This is a genomic window from Streptomyces sp. NPDC039462, from assembly GCF_055639375.1.
Genome location: NZ_JBVKAO010000002.1, coordinates 291,265 through 315,258, shown reverse-complemented (window position 1 = coordinate 315,258; position 23,994 = coordinate 291,265). Strand labels below are relative to the sequence as shown.

The window sequence follows — 23,994 nt, the reverse complement described above, 5'->3', positions numbered from 1 at the left end:
GTTCGTGGGCAGGGCCCCTGACCTGGGCCGCCTCGAAGCGCTTCTGGACAGCAAGGGCGCGGTCGTCGATGTGGTGGGGGAGCCGGGGATCGGCAAGAGCAGGCTGCTGATCGAGTTCGCGGCGCGGGCCCGCGCCCGGGGCGTGACCGTGCTGCGGGGGCGGGCGTCGGAGCGGGCGCGGACACGCCCCCTGCGGCCCTTCACCGATGCCTTCGCCGAACTCGACCCGCGGGCCCTGCGGGCGTTCCCCTCGCTGGCGGGACTGCCCGCGGCCGTGCGGGGCGACGAGCCCCTGGACGCGGACGGCGGGGACCTCTTCGGCCTGTGCCGGGCCACCGCCGAGGCCCTCGGCGGACTGACCGGGCCCGGGCTCGTCGTCGTCCTCGACGACATGCACTGGGCGGACGAGGCGTCCCTCGAACTCCTCGACCATCTCGTACGCCACCCCGTCCGCGCCCCCTTCCTGCTCGCCGTCGCCCGGCGCGAGCGGCAGTCGCCCGCCGCGCTCGGCGCCGCGCTCACCCGTGGGCTCGACACCGGCGCCGTGTTGCGGATCGCCCTCGGCCCGCTCGGCATGCGGGAGCTGACCGAGGGGCTCACCGCTGCCGCCGGTCTGCCGCGCGAGCGGGTCCAGGAGATGTACGCGGCGAGCGAAGGCAACCCCCTGTACTTCCTCGCCCTCCTCCGAGGGCGCCCCGCCCCGCTGCCGCTCGACGAACTGGCCGCGCTGGCCCCGCTGGAACGTGCCGCCGCCGAGGCCGTCGCGGTGCTCGGCGACCACGCGACCACGGACCTCGTCGGCGCCGTCACCGGCACCGACCGCCCCGAACTCGTCGCGGCCCTGAGCCGGCTGTTACGACGCGACCTGCTCAGACCGCACCCCGACGGATGCCGCCTCGTGTTCCGCCACCCGCTCCTGCGGGCCCGGACGCGGGAGACCGTCGACCCCTGGCGGCGCCACGAGCTGCACCGCGCGGCCGCCGCCGAACTCACCCGGGCCGGCGCGCCCCTCGCCGACCGCGCCCACCACATCGAACAGTCCCTCACCGGCTGGGACCCCGAGGCGGCCGCGGTCCTGACGGAGGCCGCGGAGAAGGCGGCCGCCACCGCCCCCGCGGCCTGCGCCCAGCTCCTCGGAGCCGTCCTGCGCGTCCTGCCCGACGGCACCGAACACCTGGACATGCGCCGAGAGTTGACGCTCAGGCGCGCGACCGCGCTCGGCATGACCGGCGCGGTGAAAGACAGCAGGGACCTGCTGCACCGGCTGGTCGGCATGTGCGGCCCGGACCCTTCGGCCGGGGACCCGCTGCGTACGGCCGCGGCACAGGACGCACGGCGTACGTCCGAGGCCACGGACGCGCTGCGCGCGGCCGCCGTGGTGCAGTGCGCCTTCATGGAGCGCCACCTGGGGCGGTACGCGGCGGCAGGCGCGCTCCTCCGGCGCGAACTGGACCGGCGTCCAGGACCCCCGCCGGCCCAGCGCACCGGCCTCGTCGTCGAGTGGGGCATCAGCGCCCTGTTCGCCACCCGCTACCCCGAAGTGCGCGACGAGCTCACGAGGACCCTCGCCGACGCCCGGGCGCGCGGCGACGAACTCGGCGCCGTGGAGGCCCTCACGGTGGCCGCGCTCGGGGAGGTGTACGAGGGGAACACCGCGACGGCCCGCCACCACGCCGCCGAGGCCGCCGCCATCGCCGACGTGACCACCGACGCCGACCTCGCCGGACGGTGCGAGTCGCTGGTGCGGCTCGCCTGGAGCGAGGTGTTCCTCGACGACTGCGCCGCCGCGCTGCGCCACGCGGAACGCGGCGTCGACATCGCCCGGCGCACCGGACTCCCCTTCGCGCTGGCGCAGCTGCTGCTCTGCGGGGCGTACGTCCGCTGCACGGCGGGCCGGGTGACCGAGGCGCTGGAGTGGGCCGACGAGTCCGTGGCGGTCGCCCGGGCCCTCGGCGGCACCGAACTCCTCGGCTTCGGCCGCGCCCTCCGCGCCCTGATCCTCATGCAGACGCGCCCGGCGGGCGACCCGGAGGTGCTGGCCGCGGCCGAGGAGGCGGCCGCCACGGTGGGCACGGTGGACGGCTGGTCGGCGACGGTGTCCCGGTGCCTGCTCGCGTACGCCGCGCTGGGCGCGGGCGACCCGTACCGCGTGCGGGACGTCCTGCTGGACGCCGGCGGCGGCCGCGACCTGCCCCGCCTCCAGCCCTCCATCCGCCCCGCCTTCCTCGAACTGCTCGTCATTTCGGCGCTGGACACGGGAGACGCCGCCGACGCGGAGCGCTGGGCGGCACGCGCGCTCCAGGAGGCGGACCGCCTCGGCCTGCCCGTCCAGCGGGGCGCCGCGCTGCGGAGCGCCGGGCTCGTCGCGGCCCGGCGCGGTGAACAGGACGCCGCGGCACGGGCGTTCACCGAGGCGGCGCGGGAGAGCGCGCGGGCCGGGGCGGCGCTCGCCGAGGCGCGGAGCCTGCTGCTCGGCGCGCCCTTCGTGGCGGCGGCGGGCGAAGGGTCCCGGGCCGCCGCGATGGCACGCCGGGGGCGGCGCCTCGCGGAGGAGGGCGGCGCGCTGCTGCTCCTCGACGGGGCGGAGCTCGCGGGGCAGCGGCCCGCTTGCGTACGGCCGGTCTGCGGGCGGGCCCCGGGTCTGCCTGACGCCCCCCGGCCACCGAGGAACTCACCGTCTCCGGAGGCCCCCCAGGCGCTGAGGACCACGCAGTCACCGAAGGCGCCCCAGCCCCCGGCGGCCCCCACGCCGCACCCCGCGCCGTCCGAACCGTTCGCCGCCCTGACCCCGCGCGAGCGGGAGATCTCCGCGCTGGTCGCCGAGGGGCTCACCAACCAGGCCGTCGCCGCCAGGCTCTGCCTCAGCACGCGCACCGTCGAGAGCCACGTCGGCCGCATCTACCGCAAGACGGGCGTGGCCTCACGCGCGGCCCTGGCCTCCCTGGTGGCCCGTGGCTCCGGCGGCCGCGCTCAGTTCTCGCGCGGGTAGGGGACCGGGCCGCCGCCCGCACCGGCCAGCAGGTCGCACTCCTGCGCGAGGGTGGCCAGCGTGCCGTCGGGGTCGGGGCGTTCGCGTACGGCGGCGCTCACGCGCTGGGCGCGGTCCGCCGCCGCTCCCTGCCTGCCGAGCACGAACTCCAGGCGAGCGGCGAGGAGTTCGGTAGGGTGCAGGTCGGCGAGTCCTGGCCCGCCGCAGGCGCGCAGCGCCTCGACCGCCAGTTCCGCATGGCCGAGGGCCGTTTCGAAGGCGCGTACGTTGGCGGCGTACCGCTCGGGAGCTCCCTGGCCTGCGAGCGGCGGTCCGTCGGCGTGCTCCAGGGCGAGGCGACCCAACTGTGCGTGGGTGCGGCCGAGTTCGACGAGCAGTTCGGTGCGCTCCGGGTCCTGGTCCGCCTGCTCCGCGCAGTGCCGGTTGGTCTCCAGGGCCTCGGTCATGACGGCCTCGGCCTCGGCGGGGCCCTGTGCGGCCAGCGTCTCCCAGGCGCGGGCCCGCATCGCGCGCACCAGGGCGCCGTGCTCCCCGAGGGAGCGCCACAGCTCCTCGGCGCGCCGGTAGGCCCGCCCGGCCTCCGCGCGCAGACCGGCCCGGCCCAGCGCCTGTGCGGCCTGCTGGGCCAGGGACGCCTCGTGGTGCCCGTCGGACCCGTCCCGCGCGGAGTCGGCGGCGAGGATGAACTGCTCGCCGGCCAGGCGGTGTTCGCCGGTGCCGAGATAGCTGCGGGCGAGCCAGGTGTGGGCCTGCGTACGGTCGTGCGTGGCGTGGCCGTCGCCGAGGTCGGGCAGCACCGCTTCCAGAACGGCCGCCGCCTCCTCGTGGCGGCCCGCCTCGCAGTAGAGCCCGCCGAGCCGCAGCCGGGCCTGCGCACCGATGCGGGTGCTCTCCCCGGCCAGGTCGGCGAAGTGCGCGGCGTCGATCAGGAGCCGTTCCGCCTGCGCGCCGAGCCCGGTTCCGGCTCCGTCATCGGGGTGCGGCAGGTTCTGCGCGAGGGTGAGACAGAGACGGGCCCGGTCGCGCGGGGCCAGGCGTCCGGAGTGCGGGGACCCGGGAAGAGCGCTCTCAGAGGCCGCGGGCGGGAGCCCGCTCGGGGGGTCCTTCGGCCGCAGTCCGAGCGGTAGAGCGGCGTCGAGCAGGGGGCGGGCGGCCATGCGGGACCGTGCGCGTTCGGAGACCGCCGTGGTGCCGTTGCGCCGGTCGAAGCGGTCCGCGAGGTCCAGAGCCGTGTCCCGGGCGTGGTCGAGGAGGGACGCCGCGGTCCACGTGCCGCCGAGCGGCCCCGGCACCGGCCGGTCGCCCTGGCCGAGCTCCACCAGGCGGCGCAGCAGCAGGGCGGCGCCCACCAGCCACTCCACGTGGGCCGACGGATCGCCCGTCTCCGCCCAGCGCCGGCTCTGCTCGGCGAGGATGCGCAGGCCGCGCGGCTCGTTGCCGGTGAGAGCGCAGAACTCCACGTGCAGGCCGACGACGGGACCGCACGCCTCGTCGGAGCGCACCATCCGATAGCCGCGCAGATGGTGGGCGCGCGCCTGGTCCGTGCGGCCGACGCGCACCAGGGGGAGCAGCGACCGGGCGAGGGTCTCGTGCGGCTCGCGGTGACAGCTGTGCGTGCCGCCCAGGACGGGTTCCCAGCACTCCAGAGCCGCCCGGTCGTCGCCGCGGTCCAGCTGCCGGAGGCCCTCCGTGGCGTACTCGCAGGCGAGACAGTCGGCCATGGCGTCGCGTGCGGCCGCGGTCCACGCCGCGTACGCGCGGGTGGCGCGCGCCGTGTCGCCCAGGTGCCGGGCGAGCCTGAACTCGGCGCCGTGCACCGGCCGTTCGGAGTACCCGGCGGTGCGGTAGCGGTGCCGCATCCGGTCGAGCCATCCCTCGACCTCGGCGAGCGGCACGTCGGGCCGCTGCCGCGCGTCGGTCACCACCCACTTGAACATCCAGTGCAACCGGTGGACGTCGTCCTCGCCGAAGTCCGCCGGGCCCTCGTCGTACATCCGCAGCAGCCGCGTGAACGGCGCGGCCGTCCGGTCGCACGCGCCGCCGAAGCTGTACGAGTGGACGAGGAGAGACAGGGCCGCCACGAGCAGCGGCCGGTCGCCGGTGGCTTCCGCTTCCTCTGCGAGCGCCTCGGCGCGGGCGTCGCGCGCTCTGCCGTACGGCTCGGCGTCGAGCCGGCGGATGTCGGCCAGGATCTCGCGGCGGGGGCGGGCGGGTGCCGGGGCTCCCCGGGAGACGGAGCGGTTCCTGGTCGCGTCCAGCGGGCCCATGTGTGTTCCTAGGTCGGGGTGCGGTCGAGGTGCGGTCGGCGCGAGGGCGGAAGCGGCGTGGCGGCTCGGGGGCCGGTGCTTCATGGATGCGCGTACATCGTGACCGAGCCTGTCAAAACACCCCGGCCCCCGGCATCCGTAGAACTACGCAATCCGCTACGCAAACCGCCGCCCGAACCCCGTGCCGGAACCCTGCGCCCGATCCCCACACCCGAACCCCGTGCGTGAGCCGCCGCGCCGACCGGGCAAGCTGGTGGGAGCCGATCTGGGGAGTATTCCGTTGCACCGCGCCGACCCGCACCGACGCCGGTCCGTCCGCCTGGCCATCGCCGCCCTCGCCGCGTTCTCGATCGCCGGGTGTACGGCGGTGGGCGAGGCGGGCGGCGACAAGCCCGGCGACGGGCCCGGCGGGCGGGCCGGGCTCGCGCGGTTCTACGCGCAGGAGCTGAAGTGGAAGGCGTGCGGTGAGCTCAGCTGCGCGCGGCTCACCGTGCCGATGGACTACGCGCGGCCGGGGAACGGCAAGACGTTCGTCCTGCCGGTGGCCAAGGCGGCGACCGCCGATCCGGACCGGCGCCTCGGCTCGCTCGTCTACAACCCCGGCGGTCCCGGCGCCTCCGGCGTGAGCGACATGAAGGCGGACGGCAGCGACTCCTTCAGCGCCCGGGTGCGGGCGCGTTTCGACATCGTCTCCTTCGACCCGAGGGGCGTCGGGGGCAGCGATCCGGCGGTGAAGTGCGCGGCGACGGACGAGGCGGAGGACGACCTTCCGGAACCGGTCGCTCCGCGCAGCGGCGCCGACCGGGCCCGGGCCCTCGCGGGCGCCGACGAGCAGGCCGCCGCGTGCGCGAAGGGCAGCCGCGGCATCCTGTCCCGCGTCGGCACCGCGGACGCGGCCCGCGACCTGGACGTCCTGCGGGCCGCCCTCGGCGACCGGAAGCTGACCTACCTCGGCTGGTCGTACGGCACGAGCCTCGGCACGTCGTACGCCGAACAGTTCCCGGAGCGCGTGCGCGCCCTGGCGCTCGACGGCGCCGTGGACCCGGCGCTGGACTGGCGGCAGCGTGCGCTCAGCCAGGGGAAGGGGTTCCGCAGGGCCGTCGACGACTACGCCGAGTACTGCGCCGGCATCGTGGGCGACAGCTGCCCCGGCTCGTCACCGGAGGAGATAGGGGAGCTGATCGACGGGTTGTACGAGCGGGCGGCGCGCGAGCCGCTGCCGGTCACCGACGAGGACGCGTATGACGTTGACGCGAGGACGCTGCTCGACGTGGTCACGGCCGCGATGTACAGCCCGGAGGACGACTGGGAGGGCCTGTCGGACGCGCTGAGCGCGGCGGATGAGGGGGACGCGACCGCGCTCGCCGAACTGGCCGATGCCGAGGAGCCGGCCGCGGGGAGCCGCCGTGCCCGCGGCACGGAGAACGACGACGATGCCATCGTCGCCGTCAGCTGCCTCGACGTGCCGCACCCGCACACCCCGGGCCCCTACTGGAGCGCCCTCGACGCCGCCGAGAAGGCCGCGGGTGTCTACGGCACGTCCAGCGTCGTCGACGAACTCACCTGCAAGGACTGGCCCGCGGGCACCCAGCGCCCCCACCGCGTCGAGGCCGACGGCGTGCCCCCGGTCCTGGTGGTCGGCACGACGGGCGACCCCGCCACGCCGTACGAGGAGGCCGAGAGCCTCGCCGGACAGTTCCCCGGCGGCATGCTCCTGACGTACGAGGGCGTGGGCCACACCGCGTACGGCCGCAGCAACTCCTGCGTCACGGACGCCGTCGACGACTACCTCATCGGCCTCGAACCGGTCCGCTCGGGCACGACCTGCTGACCGTCGGCCCGCGAGCCGGCCTCACGCCCGCGACCAGACCGCCGTGTCCCGCGGCAACCGCCCCCTCGGGGACAAGGGGCCGCTGGCCAGCACCAGTTCGGAGTCCGCGGGCAGCTCCACGTCGTCCGGGCCGAAGTTGACCAGACAGATCCAGGTCGTGCCGTCCCGCTCGCAGGTGCGCGCGAAGGACAGCACCCCGGGTTCGTCGGCGCGCAGCCGGCGCAGCGGGCCCGCGTCGCCGAAGGAACGGCGCAGGCGCAGGGCCGTGCGGTAGAGGGAGAGCATCGAGTCCGGGTCGGCGGCCTGCCGCTCGGCCGCGTACCCGGCCCAGTCCGGCGGCACCGGCAGCCAGCTCCGGCGCGGGGCGTCCTCCCAGGGGAGCGGGACCCGGCAGCCGTCCCTGCCCGGATCGAGGCCGCCCGAGCGGGCGTGCATCGGATCCTGGATGCGGTCCCGGGGGATGTCCGCCTCCGGCAGCCCCAGCTCCTCGCCCTGGTAGAGGTAGACCGAGCCGGGCAGGGCCAGGGTGAGCAGGGCGGCGGCGCGGGCCCGGCGGGTGCCGAGTGCCAGGTCGGTGGGGACGCCGAAGCGTTTGCGGGCGAAGGCGAAGCCGGTGTCGCCGGACCGGCCGTAGCGGGTGACCGTGCGGGTCACGTCGTGGTTGGCGAGGACCCAGGTGGCGGGCGCGCCGACCGGGGCGTGGGTGGTCAGGGTGAGGCCGATCGACTCCCACAGCTGCGCCGGGTCCCAGGGCCGGGACAGGAAGTCGAAGTTGAACGCGGTGTGCAGCTCGTCCGGGCGCAGGTAGCGGGCGAACCGCTCCGGGTCCGGCAGCCAGAGCTCGCCGATCAGCGCCGCGCCGTACTCGTCGGCGATGCGCCGCCAGGAGCGGTAGATGTCGTGCAGTTCCGGCTGGTCGTGGAAGGGGTGCGGGCGGGCGGGGTCCATCGGGGGCAGCCCGTCGGCCTTGGCGAGCAGCGCCGCCGAGTCGATGCGCACGCCCGCCGCGCCGCGCTCGAACCAGAAGCGCAGCACGTCCTCGTGTTCCCCGCGGACCTCCGGGTGGGCCCAGTTGAGGTCGGGCTGTTCGGGGGCGAAGAGGTGGAGGTACCACTCGCCGTCCTCCGTCCGGGACCAGGGCACCCCGCCGAACTCGCCCACCCAGTCGTTGGGCGGCTCCGGCGAGTGGGGGCGGAAGTGGAACCGTTCCCGCTCCGGCGAGCCGGGCCCCGCCGCCAGCGCCGCCTTGAACCACTCGTGCTGGTCGGAGACGTGGTTCGGCACGATGTCCACGATGCAGCGCAGCCCGAGGTCACCGGCCTCGGCGATCAGCCGCTCGGCCTCCCGGAGGCTGCCGAACGCCGGGTCGATGGTGCGGTAGTCGGCGACGTCGTAGCCGCCGTCGGCGAGCGGCGAGAGGTACCACGGGGTGAACCAGAGGGCGTCCACGCCGAGGTCGGCCAAGTAGGGCAGCCGGGCCCGGACACCGGCCAGATCGCCGGTGCCGTCGCCGTTCCCGTCCGCGAAGGACCGGACGTACACCTGATAGATGGCAGCGCTGCGCCACCACTCCGTGCTGGGCAAGAGGGGGTCCTTTCGTTCAAAGGCGGGCTCTGCGGGCTCAGCCCTTGAGACCGCCCGCGCCGAGCCCGGCGACGATGTGGCGCTGGAAGACCAGGAACAGGGCGATGAGCGGGAGGGAGGCCATGACGAGCCCGGCGACCAGGCTGTTGAGCGGGGTGTCCTGGGCGACGCGCTGGAGGAACACGCTCAGCGGCTGCCGCGCCGGGTCGGGCAGGACGAGCAGCGGCCAGAGGAAGTCCTTCCAGGCCGTGACGACGGAGAGGATGGAGACCACGGCGAGGATCGGCCGGGCCAGCGGCAGCACCACACGCCACAGGGTCGTCAGCGGCCCGGCGCCGTCCATCTTCGCCGCGTCGAGGAGTTCGTCGGGGATCCGGTCGAAGAAGTTCTTCAGGATGTAGATGTTGAAGGCGTTGGCGGCGGCCGGCAGCCAGACCGCGCTGGGGCTGTTGATCAGGTTGCGGTTGACGAGGGGGACGTCGACGACGGTGAGGTAGACCGGCACGAGCAGGGCGGTGGCGGGCATCATCAAGGTCACGAGCATCAGGGCGAGCACCACGTTCCCGAACCGCGGGCGCAGTTTCGACAGGGCGTACGCGGCGGGCACCTGCACGGCGAGCTGCACCAGCCAGGCTCCGCCGGCCAGGACGACCGTGTTCAGGAAGTACCGGGCCAGGTCCATCTCCCGCCACGCCTTCCCGTAGTTCTCGGGGTGCCAGGTCTCCGGTACGTACGTGGGCGGACTCTGCGCCAGCTCCGCGGAGGACTTCATGGCGCCGGTCGCCGCCCAGTACAGCGGCACGACGAAGGCCACCGTGAACAGCGCCAGTGCGACGGCGAGCGCCGACCAGTAGATCACTCTTCCCTTGCGGGTCCTGAGGGCGGCGGGGCGCACGAGGGTGCGCGTCGAGGCGGACAATCCTTCTCACTCCTTGCCGGCGCGGGTGACCCGCAGGTAGAGGGCGGAGAAGGCGCCCAGGACGATGAGGAGCAGCAGGCTCAGCGCGCCGGCGGTGCCGAAGTCGTTGTAGACGAAGGCATAGCGGTAGACGAGGAACATGACGGTGACCGTGGAGTCCTCGGGGCCGCCGCCGGTCATCACGTACGGCTCCGTGAACACCTGCATGGTGGCGACGATCTGGAGGAGCAGCAGGACGAGCAGCACGAACCGGGTCTGGGGGACGGTGACGTGGCGCAGCCGCTGCCACACGCCCGCGCCGTCCAGCTCCGCGGCCTCGTAGAGCTCGCCGGGGATCGTCTGGAGCGCGGCCAGGTAGATCAGGGTCGTGGTGCCCATGTTGGCCCAGGTGGACACGATGACCAGGGAGACCAGTGAGGTGGCGGAGGAGTCGAGCCAGGCGGAGGTCGGCAGGTGCAGCGTGCGGAGGATCTCGTTGAACAGGCCGGGGCCCGGGTCGTAGAACCACTTCCACATCAGCGCCACGACCACGGGCGGCAGCATCACCGGCAGGTAGACCAGGATGCGGAAGTACGCCCGCGCGTGCCGGAACTCGTTGAGGAGGACCGCGGTCAGGAACGGCACCGTGAACCCGAGCAGCAGCGCGTACAGGGTGAACAGGCCGGTGTTCCGCCAGGCGGTGAGGAACAGCGGGTCGGCGAAGAGCCTCTCGAAGTTGTCGAGGCCGACCCAGGTGTTGCCGGTGGCGAAGTTGACCTGCTGGAAGCCGAGGATCACAGTGCGGACGATCGGCCACCACGAGAACAGCGCGAAGATCACGACCGCGGCGCAGAGGAACCCGTACGCCGTCAGGTGCTCGCGCAGTGCGCGGCGGCGGGCTGGCCGCCGCCGTGGGGCGGGCGGGAGCGGCGGCGCGGCCGTGCGCCGGGGCGGCGTCGTCTTCAGGGACACGCTCATCTTCGGGGACACGCTCATCAGGAGGCGCGGTAGATCGCGTTGACCTTCTTCTCGGCGTCGTCGAGAAGGGCGTCGATGTCGGTGTCCTTCTCGGTGAGGACGGCCTGCATCGCCGAGTCGAGGACCGAGTAGACCTCCTGGGCCCTGGGCGGCTCGATCACGCCGGGGATCTTCGGCGCGGAGTCCATGAACGCCTGGTAGTTGCGGGTGGGCAGGGTGGCGTTCTCCTGCTTGACCTTCTCGATCCGGTCGCGGACCGGGCCCTCGAAGACGTCGGGGACGGTCGGCATGGGGATGCCGACGGGGAGCTCGGCCGCGGCGTAGTCGGCGACGTTCTTCTCGATGAGGCCGGGGTTGAGGTGGCGCCACTGGATCCATTTGACGCCGGCCTCGACCGTCGCGGGGGACGCCTTGGGGTTGATCATGTAGCCCTCGCCGCCGAGCAGCGTGGACTTGGCGTCCGGCATCGGGGCGAGGGCGTAGTCCTCGTACTTCCCGCCGAACTGCTTGGCGATGACGGTGATGTTGTCGGCGGCCGCGATGTACATGCCGAGCTTGCCCGAGCCCATCATCCGCTGCACGTCCTCGACCTGGAGCAGCTGCTTGCTCCCCATGGAGCCGTCCTTCCAGCGCATGTCGTACAGGTCCTGGAAGGTGGCCCTGCCCTCGGCGGTGTTGAAGGCCGCCTTCCACTCACCGTCGCTCTCCGCCGCGATCCGGCCGCCGCGGGAGTACAGCTCCGCGGTGTAGTGCCAGCCGCCCTGGTTGTTCTTGGAGAAGTCGGCGTAGCCCACCGTGTCGTCTCCGAGCGCGGCGATCTTCCTGGCGGCCTCGCGGACGTCCGCCCAGGTCTTCGGCGGCCGGTCGGGGTCGAGTCCGGCCTTCTCGAACAGGGCGCGGTTGTAGAGCAGGCCCATCGAGTAGTTGGACGTCGGCAGGCCGTACTGGCGGCCCCGCTCGTCCTGGAAGATCTTCATCAGCGGGTCCTGGATGTCGCCGCGGTGCGGCATGTCCTGGACGGCGTCCGTGATGTCCGCGGCCTGCTTCTTCTCGATCAGGGACCGGGTGTCGGTGAAGTAGACGTAGAAGACGTCCTCCAGCTTGCCGCCGGCCAGCTTCGCGTTGAAGGTCTTCGGGTCCATGAAGCCCTCGTGGGGCACGATGTCGATGTCCGGGTTGGCCTTCTCGAACTGCCGCACGTGCTTGTCGAAGAGCTTGCGCTCGAAGGCCTGCGTCCTGGGCGGCTGCCCGTTGACGTCGAGCTTCACCGTGCCGCCGGAATCCGGGTCGGCTCCGTCGCTGCTGGTGCCGCAAGCGGCCAGCGGGACCAGCGCGAGAACGGTCGCGGCGGCGAGCGTGAGTGGTCGTCGGCTCGTGACGGACATCGGGAGACCCCCTCCGGGTCGTGCTGCGGCGCCCTGTGGGCCGCCGGGTGCGGCGCACACATAACCACCGGTGCAACCGGTGCGCAATAACTCGCGCAGAGATTGCAAGAAGCCGACCACAGACTGCGAAGAGTCGCTGCACGGCCGTGACGACTTCCGCCCTGCCTGTAGTCAACTCGACACTTCTCTGCAACTCTCCAACTTCTGAACGCGAAATCCTGCGCGTCGCGAGAGTGACGTCACGACTGTGAGGGAGTCGCACGAGCCATGAGACGCATCAGAGACGCCCACGGCGCGTCCCGGAGATCCCGCTGGTGGTGGCGGCCCTGCGCCGCCGCCCTCACGGCGACCCTGCTCCTGCTCGGCCTGCCCGCCCTGTCCGCCTCCGCGGCCGGCGGCCCCGACCTGGCCGCGGGCAAGCCGGCCAGGGCGAGCAGCGCCAAGTCGGCCCACACCGCCGCACAGGTCACCGACGGCGACCCGGGTTCGTACTGGGAGAGTGCGTCGTCCGACCTGCCGCAGTGGGTGCAGGTCGACCTCGGCCGCGCCACCCGGGTCGACGAGGTGGTCCTCAGGCTGCCGTCGGCCTGGGAGGCCCGCGAGCAGACCCTGTCCGTGCAGGGCAGCCCGGACGGCGACGGCTTCAGCACCCTCGCCGCGTCGGCCCCGCACACCTTCGCACCCGGCGCGGGCAACACGGTGACCGTCCGCTTCCCGGCCGCGCAGGCCCGCCACATACGGGTGCACATCACCGCCAACACCGGCTGGCCCGCCGCCCAGCTCGCCGAACTGCGGGTGCACGCGGCCGCCGACGCCTCCGTGAACCTCGCCCTGGGCAAGACCCTGAAGGCCGCGTCCCACACCCAGACCTACACCGCGGCCAACGCCAACGACGGCAACCGGTCCACCTACTGGGAGAGCGACAACGGCAGACTGCCCCAGTGGATCCAGGCCGACCTCGGCGCGTCCGTGAAGGTCGACGAGGTCGTGCTGCGGCTGCCCGACGGCTGGGGCGGCCGCAGTCAGACCCTGAAGATCCAGGGCAGCACGGACGGCACGGACTTCACCGACCTCACCGCGTCGAAGGAGTACGCCTTCACCGCGGCCTCGGAGCACTCCGCGACACTCACCCTCGACACCGTCACCACCCGCCACGTCCGCGTCCTGATCACCGCCAACACCGCGCAGCCCGCGGGCCAGCTGGCCGAGCTGGAGATCTACGGCCCTGCGGGCGGCGACACGAAGCCACCCACCGCGCCCACGAACCTCGCCCTCACCGAACCGGAGCCGGGCCGGATCAAGCTGACCTGGGACGCGGCCGACGACGACAAGAGCGTCACCGCGTACGACGTCTACGCGAACGGAGAGCTCCGCACCAGCGTCTCCGGTGACGTGCGGACGTACACGGACACGCAGCCGGCGAGCGCCACCGTCACCTACCACGTGCGCGCCCGCGACGCGGCGGGCAACACCTCCGCCAACAGCAACTCCGTCACCCGGAAAGGTGATTCGGGGGACACGCAGGCCCCGACCGCGCCCACGAACCTCACCCTCACCCAGCCCTCCAGCGGCGAGATCAAGCTGACCTGGGGCGCCTCGACCGACAACGTGAAGGTGACGGCGTACGACGTGTACGCCGACGGCAAGCTCCTGAAGTCCGTGGCCGGCGACGTGACCACGTACACCGACTCCCGGTCCGCGAGCGCCACGGTCACCTACTCGGTGCGGGCCCGCGACGCGGCGGGCAACGTCTCGGCGCACAGCGACACCGTCACCCGGCCGGGCGGCGGCAACACCGACCTGGCGCGGGGCAAGCCGATCACGGCGTCCTCAGTGATCCACACGTACGTCGCCGAGAACGCCAACGACGGGCAGACCTCCACCTACTGGGAGGGCGCCGCGGGCAGCTACCCCAACACGCTGACGGTGAAGCTCGGCGCCAATGCCGACGTCGACGCGGTGGTCGTCAAGCTGAACCCGGACGCCGCGTGGAGCCCGCGCACCCAGAAGATGCAGGTGCTCGGCCGCGAGCAGAAGGCCGCCGACTTCACCTCGCTGGTGGCGGAGAAGGAGTACTCCTTCAGCCCGTCCGGCAACCAGAACACGGTCACCGTGCCGGTCTCCGCCAAGGTCGCCGACGTGCGGCTGCGGTTCACCGCGAACAGCGGCGCCACGGCCGGACAGGTCGCCGAGTTCCAGGTCATGGGCACACCCGCGGCCAACCCGGACCTGGAGATCACCAAACTGTCGTACGCGCCCGAGGCGCCGACCGAGACCGACGGGCTGCGGCTGACCGCGACCGTGCGCAACCGCGGCAGCGAGGCCTCGACGGCCACCGACGCCACGTTCCGCCTCGGCGGCGACAAGGCGGGCACCGCCGCTGTGGGCGCGCTCGGCGCGGGCGAGTCGGTGACGGTGAGCGCCGACGCCGGAGTCCGGTCGGCGGGCTCCTACCCGTTCACCGCGGAGGTCGACACGAAGAACGAGGTGATCGAGCAGGACGAGGGCAACAACACCTCCACGAGCCCGAATCCGCTGGTGGTCAAGCCCGTCGACTCCTCGGACCTGGTGGCGTCACCCGTGAGCTGGACGCCGTCCGCGCCCGCCAAGGGCAAGGAGGTCACGTTCAGCGTCGCGATCAAGAACCAGGGCAGCAAGGCGTCCGCGCCCGGCGCACACGGCATCAAGCTGCTCGTGCAGGACGACAAGGGCACCACGGTGAAGACCCTGACCGGCGAGCACAACGGCACGATCGGCGCGGGCGACACCACGGCACCGGTCGAGCTCGGCACCTGGACGGCCGCCGAAGGCCGCCACACCATCAGGACGGTCATCGCCGACGACGCCAACGAACTGCCGGTCAAGCGCGAGAACAACACCAGTACCCGTCCGCTGTTCGTCGGCCGCGGCGCCGACATGCCCTACGACACCTACGAGGCCGAGGACGGCGTGCTCGCCGGCGGCGCGAAGACCGTCGGACCGAACCGCACCGTCGGCGACCTCGCGGGCGAGGCCTCCGGCCGCAGGGCCGTCACCCTGAACTCGACCGGCGAATCCGTGGAGTTCACCGCCAAGCAGGACACCAACACCCTGGTCACCCGCTTCTCCATCCCGGACGCACCGGGCGGTGGAGGCACCGAGGCGACCCTGAACCTCTACGTCGACGGCGTCTTCCGCAAGGCGATCGACCTCACCTCCAAGTACGCCTGGCTGTACGGCGACGAAGCCGCACCCGGCAACTCACCCGGCGCGGGCCCGGCCCGGCACATCTACGACGAGGCACACGTCATGCTCGGCGGGACGGTCAAGGCGGGCAGCAGGATCAAGCTGCAGAAGGACAACGCCAACACCTCCCGCTACGCCATCGACTTCGTCGACCTGGAACAGGTGGCGCCGAAGGCCAACCCCGACCCGGCCGCCTACGCCGTACCCGCCGGATTCACCCACCAGGACGTACAGAACGCCCTGGACAAGGTCCGCATGGACACCGGCGGAAAGCTGACGGGCGTCTATCTGCCACCCGGCGACTACGAGACCGGCAGCAAGTTCCAGGTCTACGGAAAGGCCGTGAAGGTGGTCGGCGCCGGGCCCTGGTACACCCGTTTCCACGCACCGAGGAACCAGGAGAACACCGACATCGGATTCCGTGCCGAGGCGAGCGCCAAGGGCTCATCCTTCGCGGGCTTCGCCTACTTCGGCAACTACACGACCCGCATCGACGGCCCCGGAAAGGTCTTCGACTTCCAGAACGTATCCGACATCACCATCGACGACATCTGGAACGAACACATGGTGTGCCTCTACTGGGGCGCCAACACGGACCGCATGACCATCAGGAACTCACGGATCCGCAATATGTTCGCCGACGGGATCAACATGACCAACGGCAGCACGGACAATCTGGTCGCGAACAACGAGGCACGGGCCACCGGTGACGACAGCTTCGCCCTCTTCTCGGCGATCGACGCCGGGGGAGCGGACATGAAGAACAACGTCTATGAGAACCTCACCTCGCTCCTGACCTGGCGCGCGGCGGGCGTCGCCGTCTACGGCGGCTACCACAACACCTTCCGGAACATCCGGATCGCCGACACCCTGGTCTACTCCGGAATCACCATCAGCTCCCTGGACTTCGGCTACCCGATGAACGGCTTCGGCACCGATCCGACCACCTTCGAGAACATCACCGTCGAGCGGGCGGGCGGCACCTTCTGGAAGGGACAGAACTTCCCCGCCATCTGGGCGTTCTCCGCGTCCAAGGTCTTCCAGGGAATCCGCGTGAACAACGTCGACATCATCGACCCGACGTACCACGGAGTGATGTTCCAGACGAAGTACTCCGGAGGGAAGCCCGAATTCCCGGTGAAGGACACCGTTTTCACGGACGTGTCCATCAAGGACGCACCGATCGGCATCTACGTCAACGAGATGCCGGAGCCCGGGCAGGGACCCGCCGTCGGTGAAGCCACCTTCGTCCGGCCCGAGTTCAGCGGCAACGGACAGAACGTCAAGAACGACACGTCGACGTTCACACTCACGCTGCAACCCTGACGTTCCCGAGGAGGCACACGCGTTGCACGGCTGTCCGGATTCCGGGCGGCCGTGCACGTTACCCGTTCTGAATACGTAACTGGCTTGCAGGCCTTGCGCTATTCTTGCGGCCATGACGCGACGACTTGCTCAAGTTGCGAAGAAGGTGGGGGTCAGCGAGGCGACGGTCAGCCGCGTCCTCAACGGCAAGCCCGGCGTCTCCGCCGCAACACGGCAGTCCGTGCTGACAGCGCTGGACGTCCTCGGCTACGAGCGGCCCACACAGCTGCGCGGCGAGCGCGCCCGGCTCGTCGGCCTCGTCCTGCCCGAGCTGCAGAACCCGATCTTCCCCGCGTTCGCCGAGGTCATCGGCGGCGCCCTCGCCCAGCAGGGGCTCACGCCCGTGCTGTGCACGCAGACCAGGGGCGGCGTCTCCGAGGCCGACTACGTGGAACTCCTGCTCCAGCAGCACGTCTCCGGCGTGGTCTTCGCCGGCGGTCTCTTCTCCGAGGCCGACGCGCCGCACGACCACTACCACCGGCTTGCGGAGCGGAACATCCCGGTCGTGCTCATCAACGCGTCGATCGACGGCCTCGACTTCCCCTGCGTCGCGTGCGACGACGCCATCGCCGTCGAACAGGCGTGGCGCCACCTCGCCTCGCTCGGACACGAGCGGATCGGCCTGGTGCTCGGCCCCGCCGACCACATGCCCTCGCGCCGCAAGCTCGAAGCCGCCCGTGGCGTGGCGGCGGCCGCGGGCACGGAGTTCGTCGAGGAGTTCGTCGAGCGGTCGATCTTCTCGCTGGAGGGCGGCCAGGCCGCGACCGCGCGCCTCCTGGAGCGGGGCGTCACCGGCATCGTGTGCGGCAGCGACCCGCTCGCCCTCGGCGCCATCAGGGCCGCCCGCCGACGGGGCCTCGCCGTCCCCGCCGACGTCTCCGTCGTCGGCTACGACGACTCGGCCTTCATGACCTGCACGGAGCCGCCCCTGTCGACCGTGCGCCAGCCCATCGAGGCGATGGGCCGCGCGGCGGTCGACCTGCTGTGCGCCCAGATCCGCGGGACCCAGACGCACCCCGGCGAGCTCCTCTTCGAGCCGGAACTCGTCGTGCGCGGCTCGACCGCGCAGCGCGTCAGCACTCGATGATGTTGACCGCCAGGCCGCCGCGGGCCGTCTCCTTGTACTTGACGGACATGTCGGCGCCCGTCTCCTTCATGGTCTTGATGACCTTGTCGAGGGAGACCTTGTGGGAGCCGTCGCCGCGCATCGCCATCTTCGCGGCGGTGACGGCCTTGACCGCCGCCATGCCGTTGCGCTCGATGCACGGGATCTGGACGAGGCCGCCGACCGGGTCGCAGGTCAGGCCGAGGTTGTGCTCCATGCCGATCTCGGCCGCGTTCTCGACCTTCTCCGGGGAGCCGCCGAGGACCTCGGCGAGCGCGCCCGCCGCCATCGAGCAGGCGGAGCCGACCTCACCCTGGCAGCCGACCTCGGCGCCGGAGATCGAGGCGTTCTCCTTGAAGAGCATGCCGATGGCGCCCGCGGCGAGCAGGAAGCGCACCACGCCGTCCTCGTCGGCTCCGGGGATGAAGTTCATGTAGTAGTGCAGGACGGCCGGGATGATGCCCGCGGCGCCGTTGGTGGGGGCGGTGACCACGCGGCCGCCCGCCGCGTTCTCCTCGTTCACCGCCATCGCGTAGAGCGTGATCCACTCCATGGCGCGGGCCTGCGGGTCGCCCTCGGCGCGCAGCTGACGGGCGGAGTTCGCGGCCCGGCGGCGGACCTTGAGGCCGCCCGGCAGGATGCCCTCGCGGGACATGCCGCGGGAGACGCAGGCCTGCATGACCCGCCAGATGTCGAGGAGCCCCTCGCGGATCTCCTCCTCCGTGCGCCAGGCCTTCTCGTTCTCCAGCATCATCGCGGAGATGGACAGGCCGGTCTCCTCGGCGAGCCGGAGCAGCTCGTCACCGGTGCGGAAGGGGTACTTCAAGACGGTGTCGTCCGGCACGATCGGGTTTTCGCCGGCGGCGCCCTCTTGATTGAGCACGGTCTCGTCGACGACGAAGCCGCCACCCACCGAGTAGTACGTCTTCTCCAGGACGAGGGCGCCCTCACGGTCGTACGCGAAGACCGTCATGCCGTTGGCGTGGTACGGCAGCGCCTTGCGGCGGTGCAGGATCAGGTCGTCGTCGAAGGTGAAGTCGATCTCGTGCATGCCGAGCAGGTTGAGGCGGCCGCTGCTCTTGATCTTCTCCACGCGGTCATCGGCCGTCTCCACGTCGACCGTGCGGGGCGACTCGCCCTCCAGGCCGAGCAGGACGGCCTTCGGGGTGCCGTGCCCGTGGCCGGTGGCGCCGAGCGAGCCGTACAGCTCCGCCCGTATCGCGGCGGTGTGGGCCATCAGGCCCTCGTTCTTGAGGCGGCTCGCGAACATGCGGGCGGCGCGCATCGGACCGACCGTGTGGGAGCTGGACGGGCCGATGCCGATCGAGAACAGGTCGAAGACCGAGATGGCCACGAGAACTCCAAAGGGTGGTTGGTAGACGCCGTTGTCTGCCGGGGTGGTGCAGAGAGCGGGGCGTGCGCCGGACATGAGCCGGGGCACCGCACTCACTGTGTTCACTTCCAGTGTGCGCGGTGCCCCGTCGTTTCGTACGAAGGAAAGCGTACGAAAATGCTACAGGTTGGGGTACAGCGGGTGCTTGTCGGCCAGAGCGGTCACCCGGGCCTTGAGGGCGTCCGCGTCGAAGCCGGGCTTGAGGGCCTCGGCGATGATGTCGGCGACCTCGCGGAAGTCCTCCTCCTGGAAGCCGCGCGTGGCGAGCGCCGGGGTGCCGATCCTGAGGCCCGAGGTGACCATCGGGGGCCGCGGGTCGTTCGGGACCGCGTTGCGGTTGACCGTGATGCCGACCTCGTGGAGGCGGTCCTCGGCCTGCTGGCCGTCGAGCTCGCTGTTGCGCAGGTCGACGAGGACCAGGTGCACGTCAGTGCCGCCGGACAGGACGTCGACGCCGACGGCCTTCGCGTCGTCCTGGACCAGGCGCTCGGCCAGGATGCGGGCGCCGTCCAGGGTGCGCTGCTGGCGCTCCTTGAACTCCTCCGAGGCGGCGACCTTGAAGGAGACGGCCTTGGCCGCGATCACGTGCTCCAGCGGGCCGCCCTGGAAGCCGGGGAAGACCGCGGAGTTCAGCTTCTTCGCGAAGTCCTTGTTGCGGGCCAGGATGATGCCGCCGCGCGGGCCGCCGAGCGTCTTGTGCGTGGTGGAGGTCACCACGTCCGCGTACGGCACCGGGTTCGGGTGCAGACCGGCGGCGACGAGCCCGGCGAAGTGCGCCATGTCGACCCACAGCTTCGCGCCGACCTCGTCGGCGATCCGGCGGAACTCGGCGAAGTCCAGGTGGCGCGGGTAGGCCGACCAGCCCGCGATGATCACCTTCGGGTTGTTCTCCTTGGCCAGGCGCTCGACCTCGGCCATGTCGATCAGACCGGCCTCGTCGACGTGGTAGGGGACCACGTTGAACTGCTTGCCGGAGAAGTTCAGGCGCATGCCGTGGGTGAGGTGGCCGCCGTGCGCCAGGTCGAGACCGAGGATCGTGTCGCCGGGCTGGGCGATCGCGAAGAGGGCGGCCTGGTTCGCGGAGGCGCCGGAGTGCGGCTGGACGTTGGCGTACTCGGCGCCGAACAGCTCCTTGAGCCGGTCGATCGCGATCTGCTCGGCGACGTCGACGTGCTCACAGCCGCCGTAGTAGCGGCGGCCGGGGTAGCCCTCGGCGTACTTGTTGGTGAGGACGGTGCCCTGGGCCTCCATGACGGCGACCGGAGCGAAGTTCTCCGAGGCGATCATTTCCAGGGTGGACTGCTGGCGGTGGAGCTCGGCGTCGACGGCGGCGGCGACGTCCGGGTCCAGCTCGTGGAGAGGGGTGTTCAGAAGCGACATCACACGATCCCTATCGGTATGGGTCAGCCGGCGGTGAAGGCGGTGTACTCATCGGCGGAGAGCAGGTCGTCCGGCTCGTCCGTGATGCGCACCTTGAACAGCCAACCGCCCTCGAACGGGGCGGAGTTGACCAGCGAGGGGTCGTCGACGACGTCCTGGTTGGCGGCGACGACCTCGCCGTTCACCGGGGAGTAGAGGTCGCTGACCGACTTGGTCGACTCCAGCTCGCCGCAGGACTCGCCCGCGACCACCGTGTCGCCGACCGCGGGGAGCTGGGCGAAGACGACGTCACCGAGCGCGTTCGCCGCGTGCTCCGTGATGCCGACCGTCGCCACGCCGTCCTCGGCGGCCGACAGCCACTCGTGCTCCTTGCTGTAACGCAGCTGCTGGGGGTTGCTCATGAGTCGAATTCTCCTGTACGCGGGTGGGTGCTGCGGAACGGGGACGATGTGCGGGGGGTCACTTCTGGCGCTTGTAGAACGGCAGGGCCACGACCTCGTACGGCTCATGCGTACCGCGGATGTCGACGCCGACACCCTGCGTGCCCGGGGCCGCGTGCTCGGCGTCGACGTACGCCATCGCGATCGGCTTGCCCAGCGTCGGGGACGGGGCGCCCGAGGTGACCTCGCCGATGACCTTGCCGTCGGCGACCACGGAGAAGCCCGCGCGCGGGACCCGGCGGCCCTCGGCGACCAGGCCGACCAGCTTGCGCGGCGGGGCGGTCTCGGCGCGCTCGGCGGCGGCGGCCAGGGCCGCGCGGCCCACGAAGGAGTCCGACTGCGACGTCTTCTCGAACTTGACCACCCGGCCGAGCCCGGCGTCGAACGGCGTCAGCTCGGCGGTCAGCTCGTGCCCGTACAGCGGCATGCCCGCCTCCAGGCGCAGCGTGTCGCGGCAGGAGAGGCCGGCGGGGACCATGCCGACGGGCGTGCCCGCCTCCATGAGCGCGTTCCACAGCTTCTCGGCGTCACCGGGGGAGACGAAGAGCTCGAAGCCGTCCTCGCCGGTGTAGCCCGTGCGGGCGATCAGCGCGGAGACGCCCGCGACGGTGCCCGGCAGACCCGCGTAGTACTTCAGGTTGTCCAGGTCGGCATCCGTGAGTGACTTCAGGATGCCGGGGGACTCGGGACCCTGGACGGCGAGGAGCGCGTACGCCTCGCGGTCGTCGCGTACCTCGGCGTCGAAGCCGTCGGCGCGGGCGGTCAGCGCGTCGAGCACGGTCTGCGCGTTGGAAGCGTTGGCGACGACCATGTACTCGGTCTCGCCGAGGCGGTAGACGATCAGGTCGTCCAGGATCCCGCCGTCCTCGGCGACGATCATCGTGTAGCGGGCACGGCCGACACCGACGGAGCCGATGTTGCCGACCAGCGCGAAGTTCAGGAAGTCCACGGCCGCCGGTCCTGTGACCGTGATCTCACCCATGTGGGAGAGGTCGAAGAGACCGGCCTTGGTGCGCACGGCGTTGTGCTCGTCGCGCTCGCTGGCGTACCGCAGCGGCATGTCCCAGCCCGCGAAGTCGGTCATGGTCGCGCCGAGCGCACGATGCACGGCATCGAGGGCGGTGAGACGGGGGGCAGTGCTCATGAAGGGAACTCCCAGGGCATGACGGGCGAGGTCGATCCTCCCCATCTGTCATCGGAACCTGAGAGGTTCGCCGAGCGTGTCCCGATATGTGAGACGCCCGGCTTGCACCTTGGGTGGGGCCACCGGGGCGGCCCGCTTTTCAGATGTGCCTCGCCCGCGCGGTACGGGGCCTGAGAGATTCAAGGGAGGGACTTGCTCCTTCGGCGCCCCGGGCACGCGTGCGTGCTGGCTCCGGGAACTCTCCCGCGCGGATTCAAACGGCCGGTATGGAGTTGGCGGGCACATCATTGCACGCGACCCCGGCCACGGGGAGCCGTGGCAGGACACGGATCGCACTGCCCGGAATGCTCTTGTGCCGCATTACCTTCTCTTTACACTTGCTGGGGAAAGCAGTACGTGACCGCTACGGGGAGGCCGATCACGGTGCGCAGCAGGACCAGTGTCTTTGCCACTACCACGGGAGTGGCGCTGCCGAAGCAGGCCGCCACCCCCGCCGCGGAGAGCTGCGGCCCGCTCCCCGTGGCCGTCGTCCGGGACCTGCGGCAGCGGGCCGGCCACAGCCCCCGCCGCCTCACCTTCGGCGAGGGCGACCTCGTCGTCGTCTCCGGGCTGCCCGGTGGCGGAAAGTCGACGCTGATGCGGCAGGCCGTCACGGGCCCGCGCATCGACTCCCAGGACACCCGCGACCGCTGGGCCCGCCGCATGCCCCGCCTGCTGCCGTACGCGGTCTACCGCCCCCTGGTCCGCCTCGCGCACTACGCGGGCCTGCGCCGCACCCTGCGCACCGGCGCCGGCGTCGTCGTGCACGACTGCGGGACCCAGGCCTGGGTGCGCCGCTGGCTCGCCCGCGAGGCCGCCCGCCGCGGCTCCGCCCTGCACCTGCTGCTGCTCGACGTCCCGGTGGACACGGCGCTCCAGGGCCAGCGCGAGCGCGGCAGAGGCGTCTCGCGGTACGCGTTCACGCGGCACCGCAGGACGGTCGGCCGCCTCGTCGGCGCCACCGAGCGCGGCGACCTGCCGCGCGGCTGCCACTCCGCGGTGCTGCTCGACCGGGATGCGGCGCAGGCGCTGCGGGCGATCGCCTTCGACCGGTGAGCCCACCGGCGCTAGGGTTCGAGCCGCAGGCAGAGCGGTCGCGAGCAGGGGTTGGACAGATGGACTTTCCGGCGCAGGCACATGCCCATCCGTACGGCGGATGGCCGGGCAACGAACTGGAGGAGGTCCTCGCCGCCTCCCTCGGCGCCGACGCGTCGGCGGGCGGCCGGATCGTCGAGGTGCTCGGCCGCAGCCAGATCTGGATCCCGCTGCCGAACGGCGGGGGCCCCGACAGCGGCACCCTGGACCTGCCGACCCTGGAGATCGACGGCCAGGCGTACGTCCCCGTCTTCAGCTCCGAACAGCAGTTCCGGCAGGCCCTCGGCGACGCGGCCGACCGGATGGGCCGCACCGTGGCGCCCGCCGTGGAGTTCGCCCGCGGCCTCCCGCCGCAGCTGGGCATCGCGCTGAACCCGGACGGCACCGTCGGCGTCCCGCTGCCGCCGCCCGCCGTGGCCGAGCTCTGCCGGGCCGGCCGCACCCCGCTGGACGGGCCCACGACCGGCGGCCGGGTGCGTCTCTACGAACCGGACTGGCAGCACGACCCGGTGGACTTCCTCGCCGCGGCGGGCCGCGAGTTCGAGGCGACCGGCGTGGTGCTCACCGCGCGCCGCTGCCTGGCCGACATCGAGACGGACGCCCCGGTCCTCTTCGTCGGCGTCGAGCTGTCCACCTGGGACGGCAACGCCCGCGAGCTCCCCATGGAGGCCCTCGGCCGTGCCCTCGGCCAGGTGCCGGCCCCGTGGCCGGTGAACCTCGTGCTGCTCGACGTGGCGCAGGACCCGGTGGGCGACTGGCTGCGTGCGCAGGTGCGGCCGTTCTACCACCGCATCGCCGCTTAAGCTGGTTGCATTCTCTGGGTCTTCCCGGCTCTTCCTTGGGGCCACCGAGTTCGTCACGAAGGAGCGGTTACGG

15 protein-coding genes and 2 riboswitches are annotated in these 23,994 nt (G+C 72.1%); of the genes, 6 read left to right on the top strand and 9 right to left on the bottom strand.

Annotated features, from left to right (window positions below):
* Nucleotides 1-4 precede the first annotated feature (4 nt).
* Nucleotides 5-2,989, top strand: coding sequence for a helix-turn-helix transcriptional regulator (locus ACZ7LU_RS12155; RefSeq protein ID WP_471916645.1), 2,985 nt, complete (start codon nt 5-7; stop codon nt 2,987-2,989).
* Here ACZ7LU_RS12155 and ACZ7LU_RS12150 read toward each other — a convergent pair.
* Nucleotides 2,971-5,256 (bottom strand): tetratricopeptide repeat protein, encoded by a 2,286-nt coding sequence (locus tag ACZ7LU_RS12150; protein WP_471916644.1) that lies wholly within the window; start codon nt 5,254-5,256, stop codon nt 2,971-2,973. The genes ACZ7LU_RS12155 and ACZ7LU_RS12150 overlap by 19 nt on opposite strands.
* Nucleotides 5,257-5,476: 220 nt before the next feature.
* Here ACZ7LU_RS12150 and ACZ7LU_RS12145 point away from each other — a divergent pair, with 220 nt between their 5' ends.
* The gene (locus ACZ7LU_RS12145; RefSeq protein ID WP_471916643.1) at nt 5,477-7,087 is read left to right on the top strand and encodes an alpha/beta hydrolase; all 1,611 of its coding nucleotides are present in this window, start codon (nt 5,477-5,479) and stop codon (nt 7,085-7,087) included.
* A 21-nt stretch (nt 7,088-7,108) separates the two neighbouring features.
* Here ACZ7LU_RS12145 and ACZ7LU_RS12140 read toward each other — a convergent pair whose 3' ends face one another.
* From ACZ7LU_RS12140 to ACZ7LU_RS12125, 4 genes are read right to left on the bottom strand one after another with little or no spacing between them, the layout of a single operon-like run.
* The gene (locus ACZ7LU_RS12140) at nt 7,109-8,671 is read right to left on the bottom strand and encodes a glycoside hydrolase family 13 protein (RefSeq protein WP_471916642.1); all 1,563 of its coding nucleotides are present in this window, start codon (nt 8,669-8,671) and stop codon (nt 7,109-7,111) included.
* 37 nt (nt 8,672-8,708) lie between these two features.
* Nucleotides 8,709-9,590: a carbohydrate ABC transporter permease gene (locus tag ACZ7LU_RS12135; RefSeq protein ID WP_471149358.1), complete on the bottom strand. Its 882-nt coding sequence runs from the start codon at nt 9,588-9,590 to the stop codon at nt 8,709-8,711.
* Between the two features lie 6 nt (nt 9,591-9,596).
* A complete protein-coding gene (locus ACZ7LU_RS12130; RefSeq protein ID WP_470985400.1) occupies nt 9,597-10,535 on the bottom strand; it encodes a carbohydrate ABC transporter permease in 939 nt (312 codons plus the stop codon).
* Nucleotides 10,536-10,564: 29 nt separating this feature from the next.
* Nucleotides 10,565-11,932 carry an ABC transporter substrate-binding protein gene (locus ACZ7LU_RS12125; protein WP_471916641.1) on the bottom strand — a complete coding sequence of 456 codons (1,368 nt, stop codon included), beginning with the start codon at nt 11,930-11,932 and terminating at the stop codon, nt 10,565-10,567.
* A 267-nt stretch (nt 11,933-12,199) separates the two neighbouring features.
* On the opposite strand from ACZ7LU_RS12125, the gene ACZ7LU_RS12120 reads away from it, so the two are divergent.
* Together ACZ7LU_RS12120 and ACZ7LU_RS12115 are read left to right on the top strand one after the other, a co-directional pair.
* Nucleotides 12,200-16,483 carry a discoidin domain-containing protein gene (locus ACZ7LU_RS12120; RefSeq protein ID WP_471916640.1) on the top strand — a complete coding sequence of 1,428 codons (4,284 nt, stop codon included), beginning with the start codon at nt 12,200-12,202 and terminating at the stop codon, nt 16,481-16,483.
* Nucleotides 16,484-16,595: 112 nt separating this feature from the next.
* On the top strand, nt 16,596-17,609 hold the full coding sequence (locus ACZ7LU_RS12115) for a LacI family DNA-binding transcriptional regulator (protein ID WP_398308911.1): 1,014 nt from the start codon (nt 16,596-16,598) through the stop codon (nt 17,607-17,609).
* Here ACZ7LU_RS12115 and ACZ7LU_RS12110 read toward each other — a convergent pair.
* From ACZ7LU_RS12110 to gcvT, 4 genes are all read right to left on the bottom strand, one after another.
* Nucleotides 17,596-18,981, bottom strand: a complete 1,386-nt coding sequence (locus ACZ7LU_RS12110) for an L-serine ammonia-lyase (RefSeq protein ID WP_468089533.1) — start codon at nt 18,979-18,981, stop codon at nt 17,596-17,598. The two genes, ACZ7LU_RS12115 and ACZ7LU_RS12110, sit on opposite strands and share 14 nt — an antisense overlap.
* Nucleotides 18,982-19,140: 159 nt before the next feature.
* A complete protein-coding gene (gene glyA / locus ACZ7LU_RS12105; protein ID WP_468089530.1) occupies nt 19,141-20,400 on the bottom strand; it encodes a serine hydroxymethyltransferase in 1,260 nt (419 codons plus the stop codon).
* 23 nt (nt 20,401-20,423) lie between these two features.
* Nucleotides 20,424-20,801 carry a glycine cleavage system protein GcvH gene (gcvH, locus tag ACZ7LU_RS12100; protein ID WP_398308904.1) on the bottom strand — a complete coding sequence of 126 codons (378 nt, stop codon included), beginning with the start codon at nt 20,799-20,801 and terminating at the stop codon, nt 20,424-20,426.
* 58 nt (nt 20,802-20,859) lie between these two features.
* Nucleotides 20,860-21,984 carry a glycine cleavage system aminomethyltransferase GcvT gene (gene gcvT / locus ACZ7LU_RS12095; RefSeq protein WP_398308902.1) on the bottom strand — a complete coding sequence of 375 codons (1,125 nt, stop codon included), beginning with the start codon at nt 21,982-21,984 and terminating at the stop codon, nt 20,860-20,862.
* A gap of 35 nt (nt 21,985-22,019) precedes the next feature.
* A riboswitch (glycine riboswitch) is annotated at nt 22,020-22,133 on the bottom strand.
* Nucleotides 22,134-22,240: riboswitch (glycine riboswitch) on the bottom strand.
* A 161-nt stretch (nt 22,241-22,401) separates the two neighbouring features.
* Between gcvT and ACZ7LU_RS12090 the strand changes: the two genes are divergently transcribed.
* Together ACZ7LU_RS12090 and ACZ7LU_RS12085 are read left to right on the top strand one after the other, a co-directional pair.
* Entirely contained in the window at nt 22,402-23,079 is a 678-nt protein-coding gene (locus ACZ7LU_RS12090) for an AAA family ATPase (RefSeq protein WP_471917061.1), read from the top strand.
* A gap of 59 nt (nt 23,080-23,138) precedes the next feature.
* Nucleotides 23,139-23,921, top strand: a complete 783-nt coding sequence (locus tag ACZ7LU_RS12085; protein WP_468089524.1) for an enhanced serine sensitivity protein SseB — start codon at nt 23,139-23,141, stop codon at nt 23,919-23,921.
* Nucleotides 23,922-23,994: the final 73 nt, after the last annotated feature.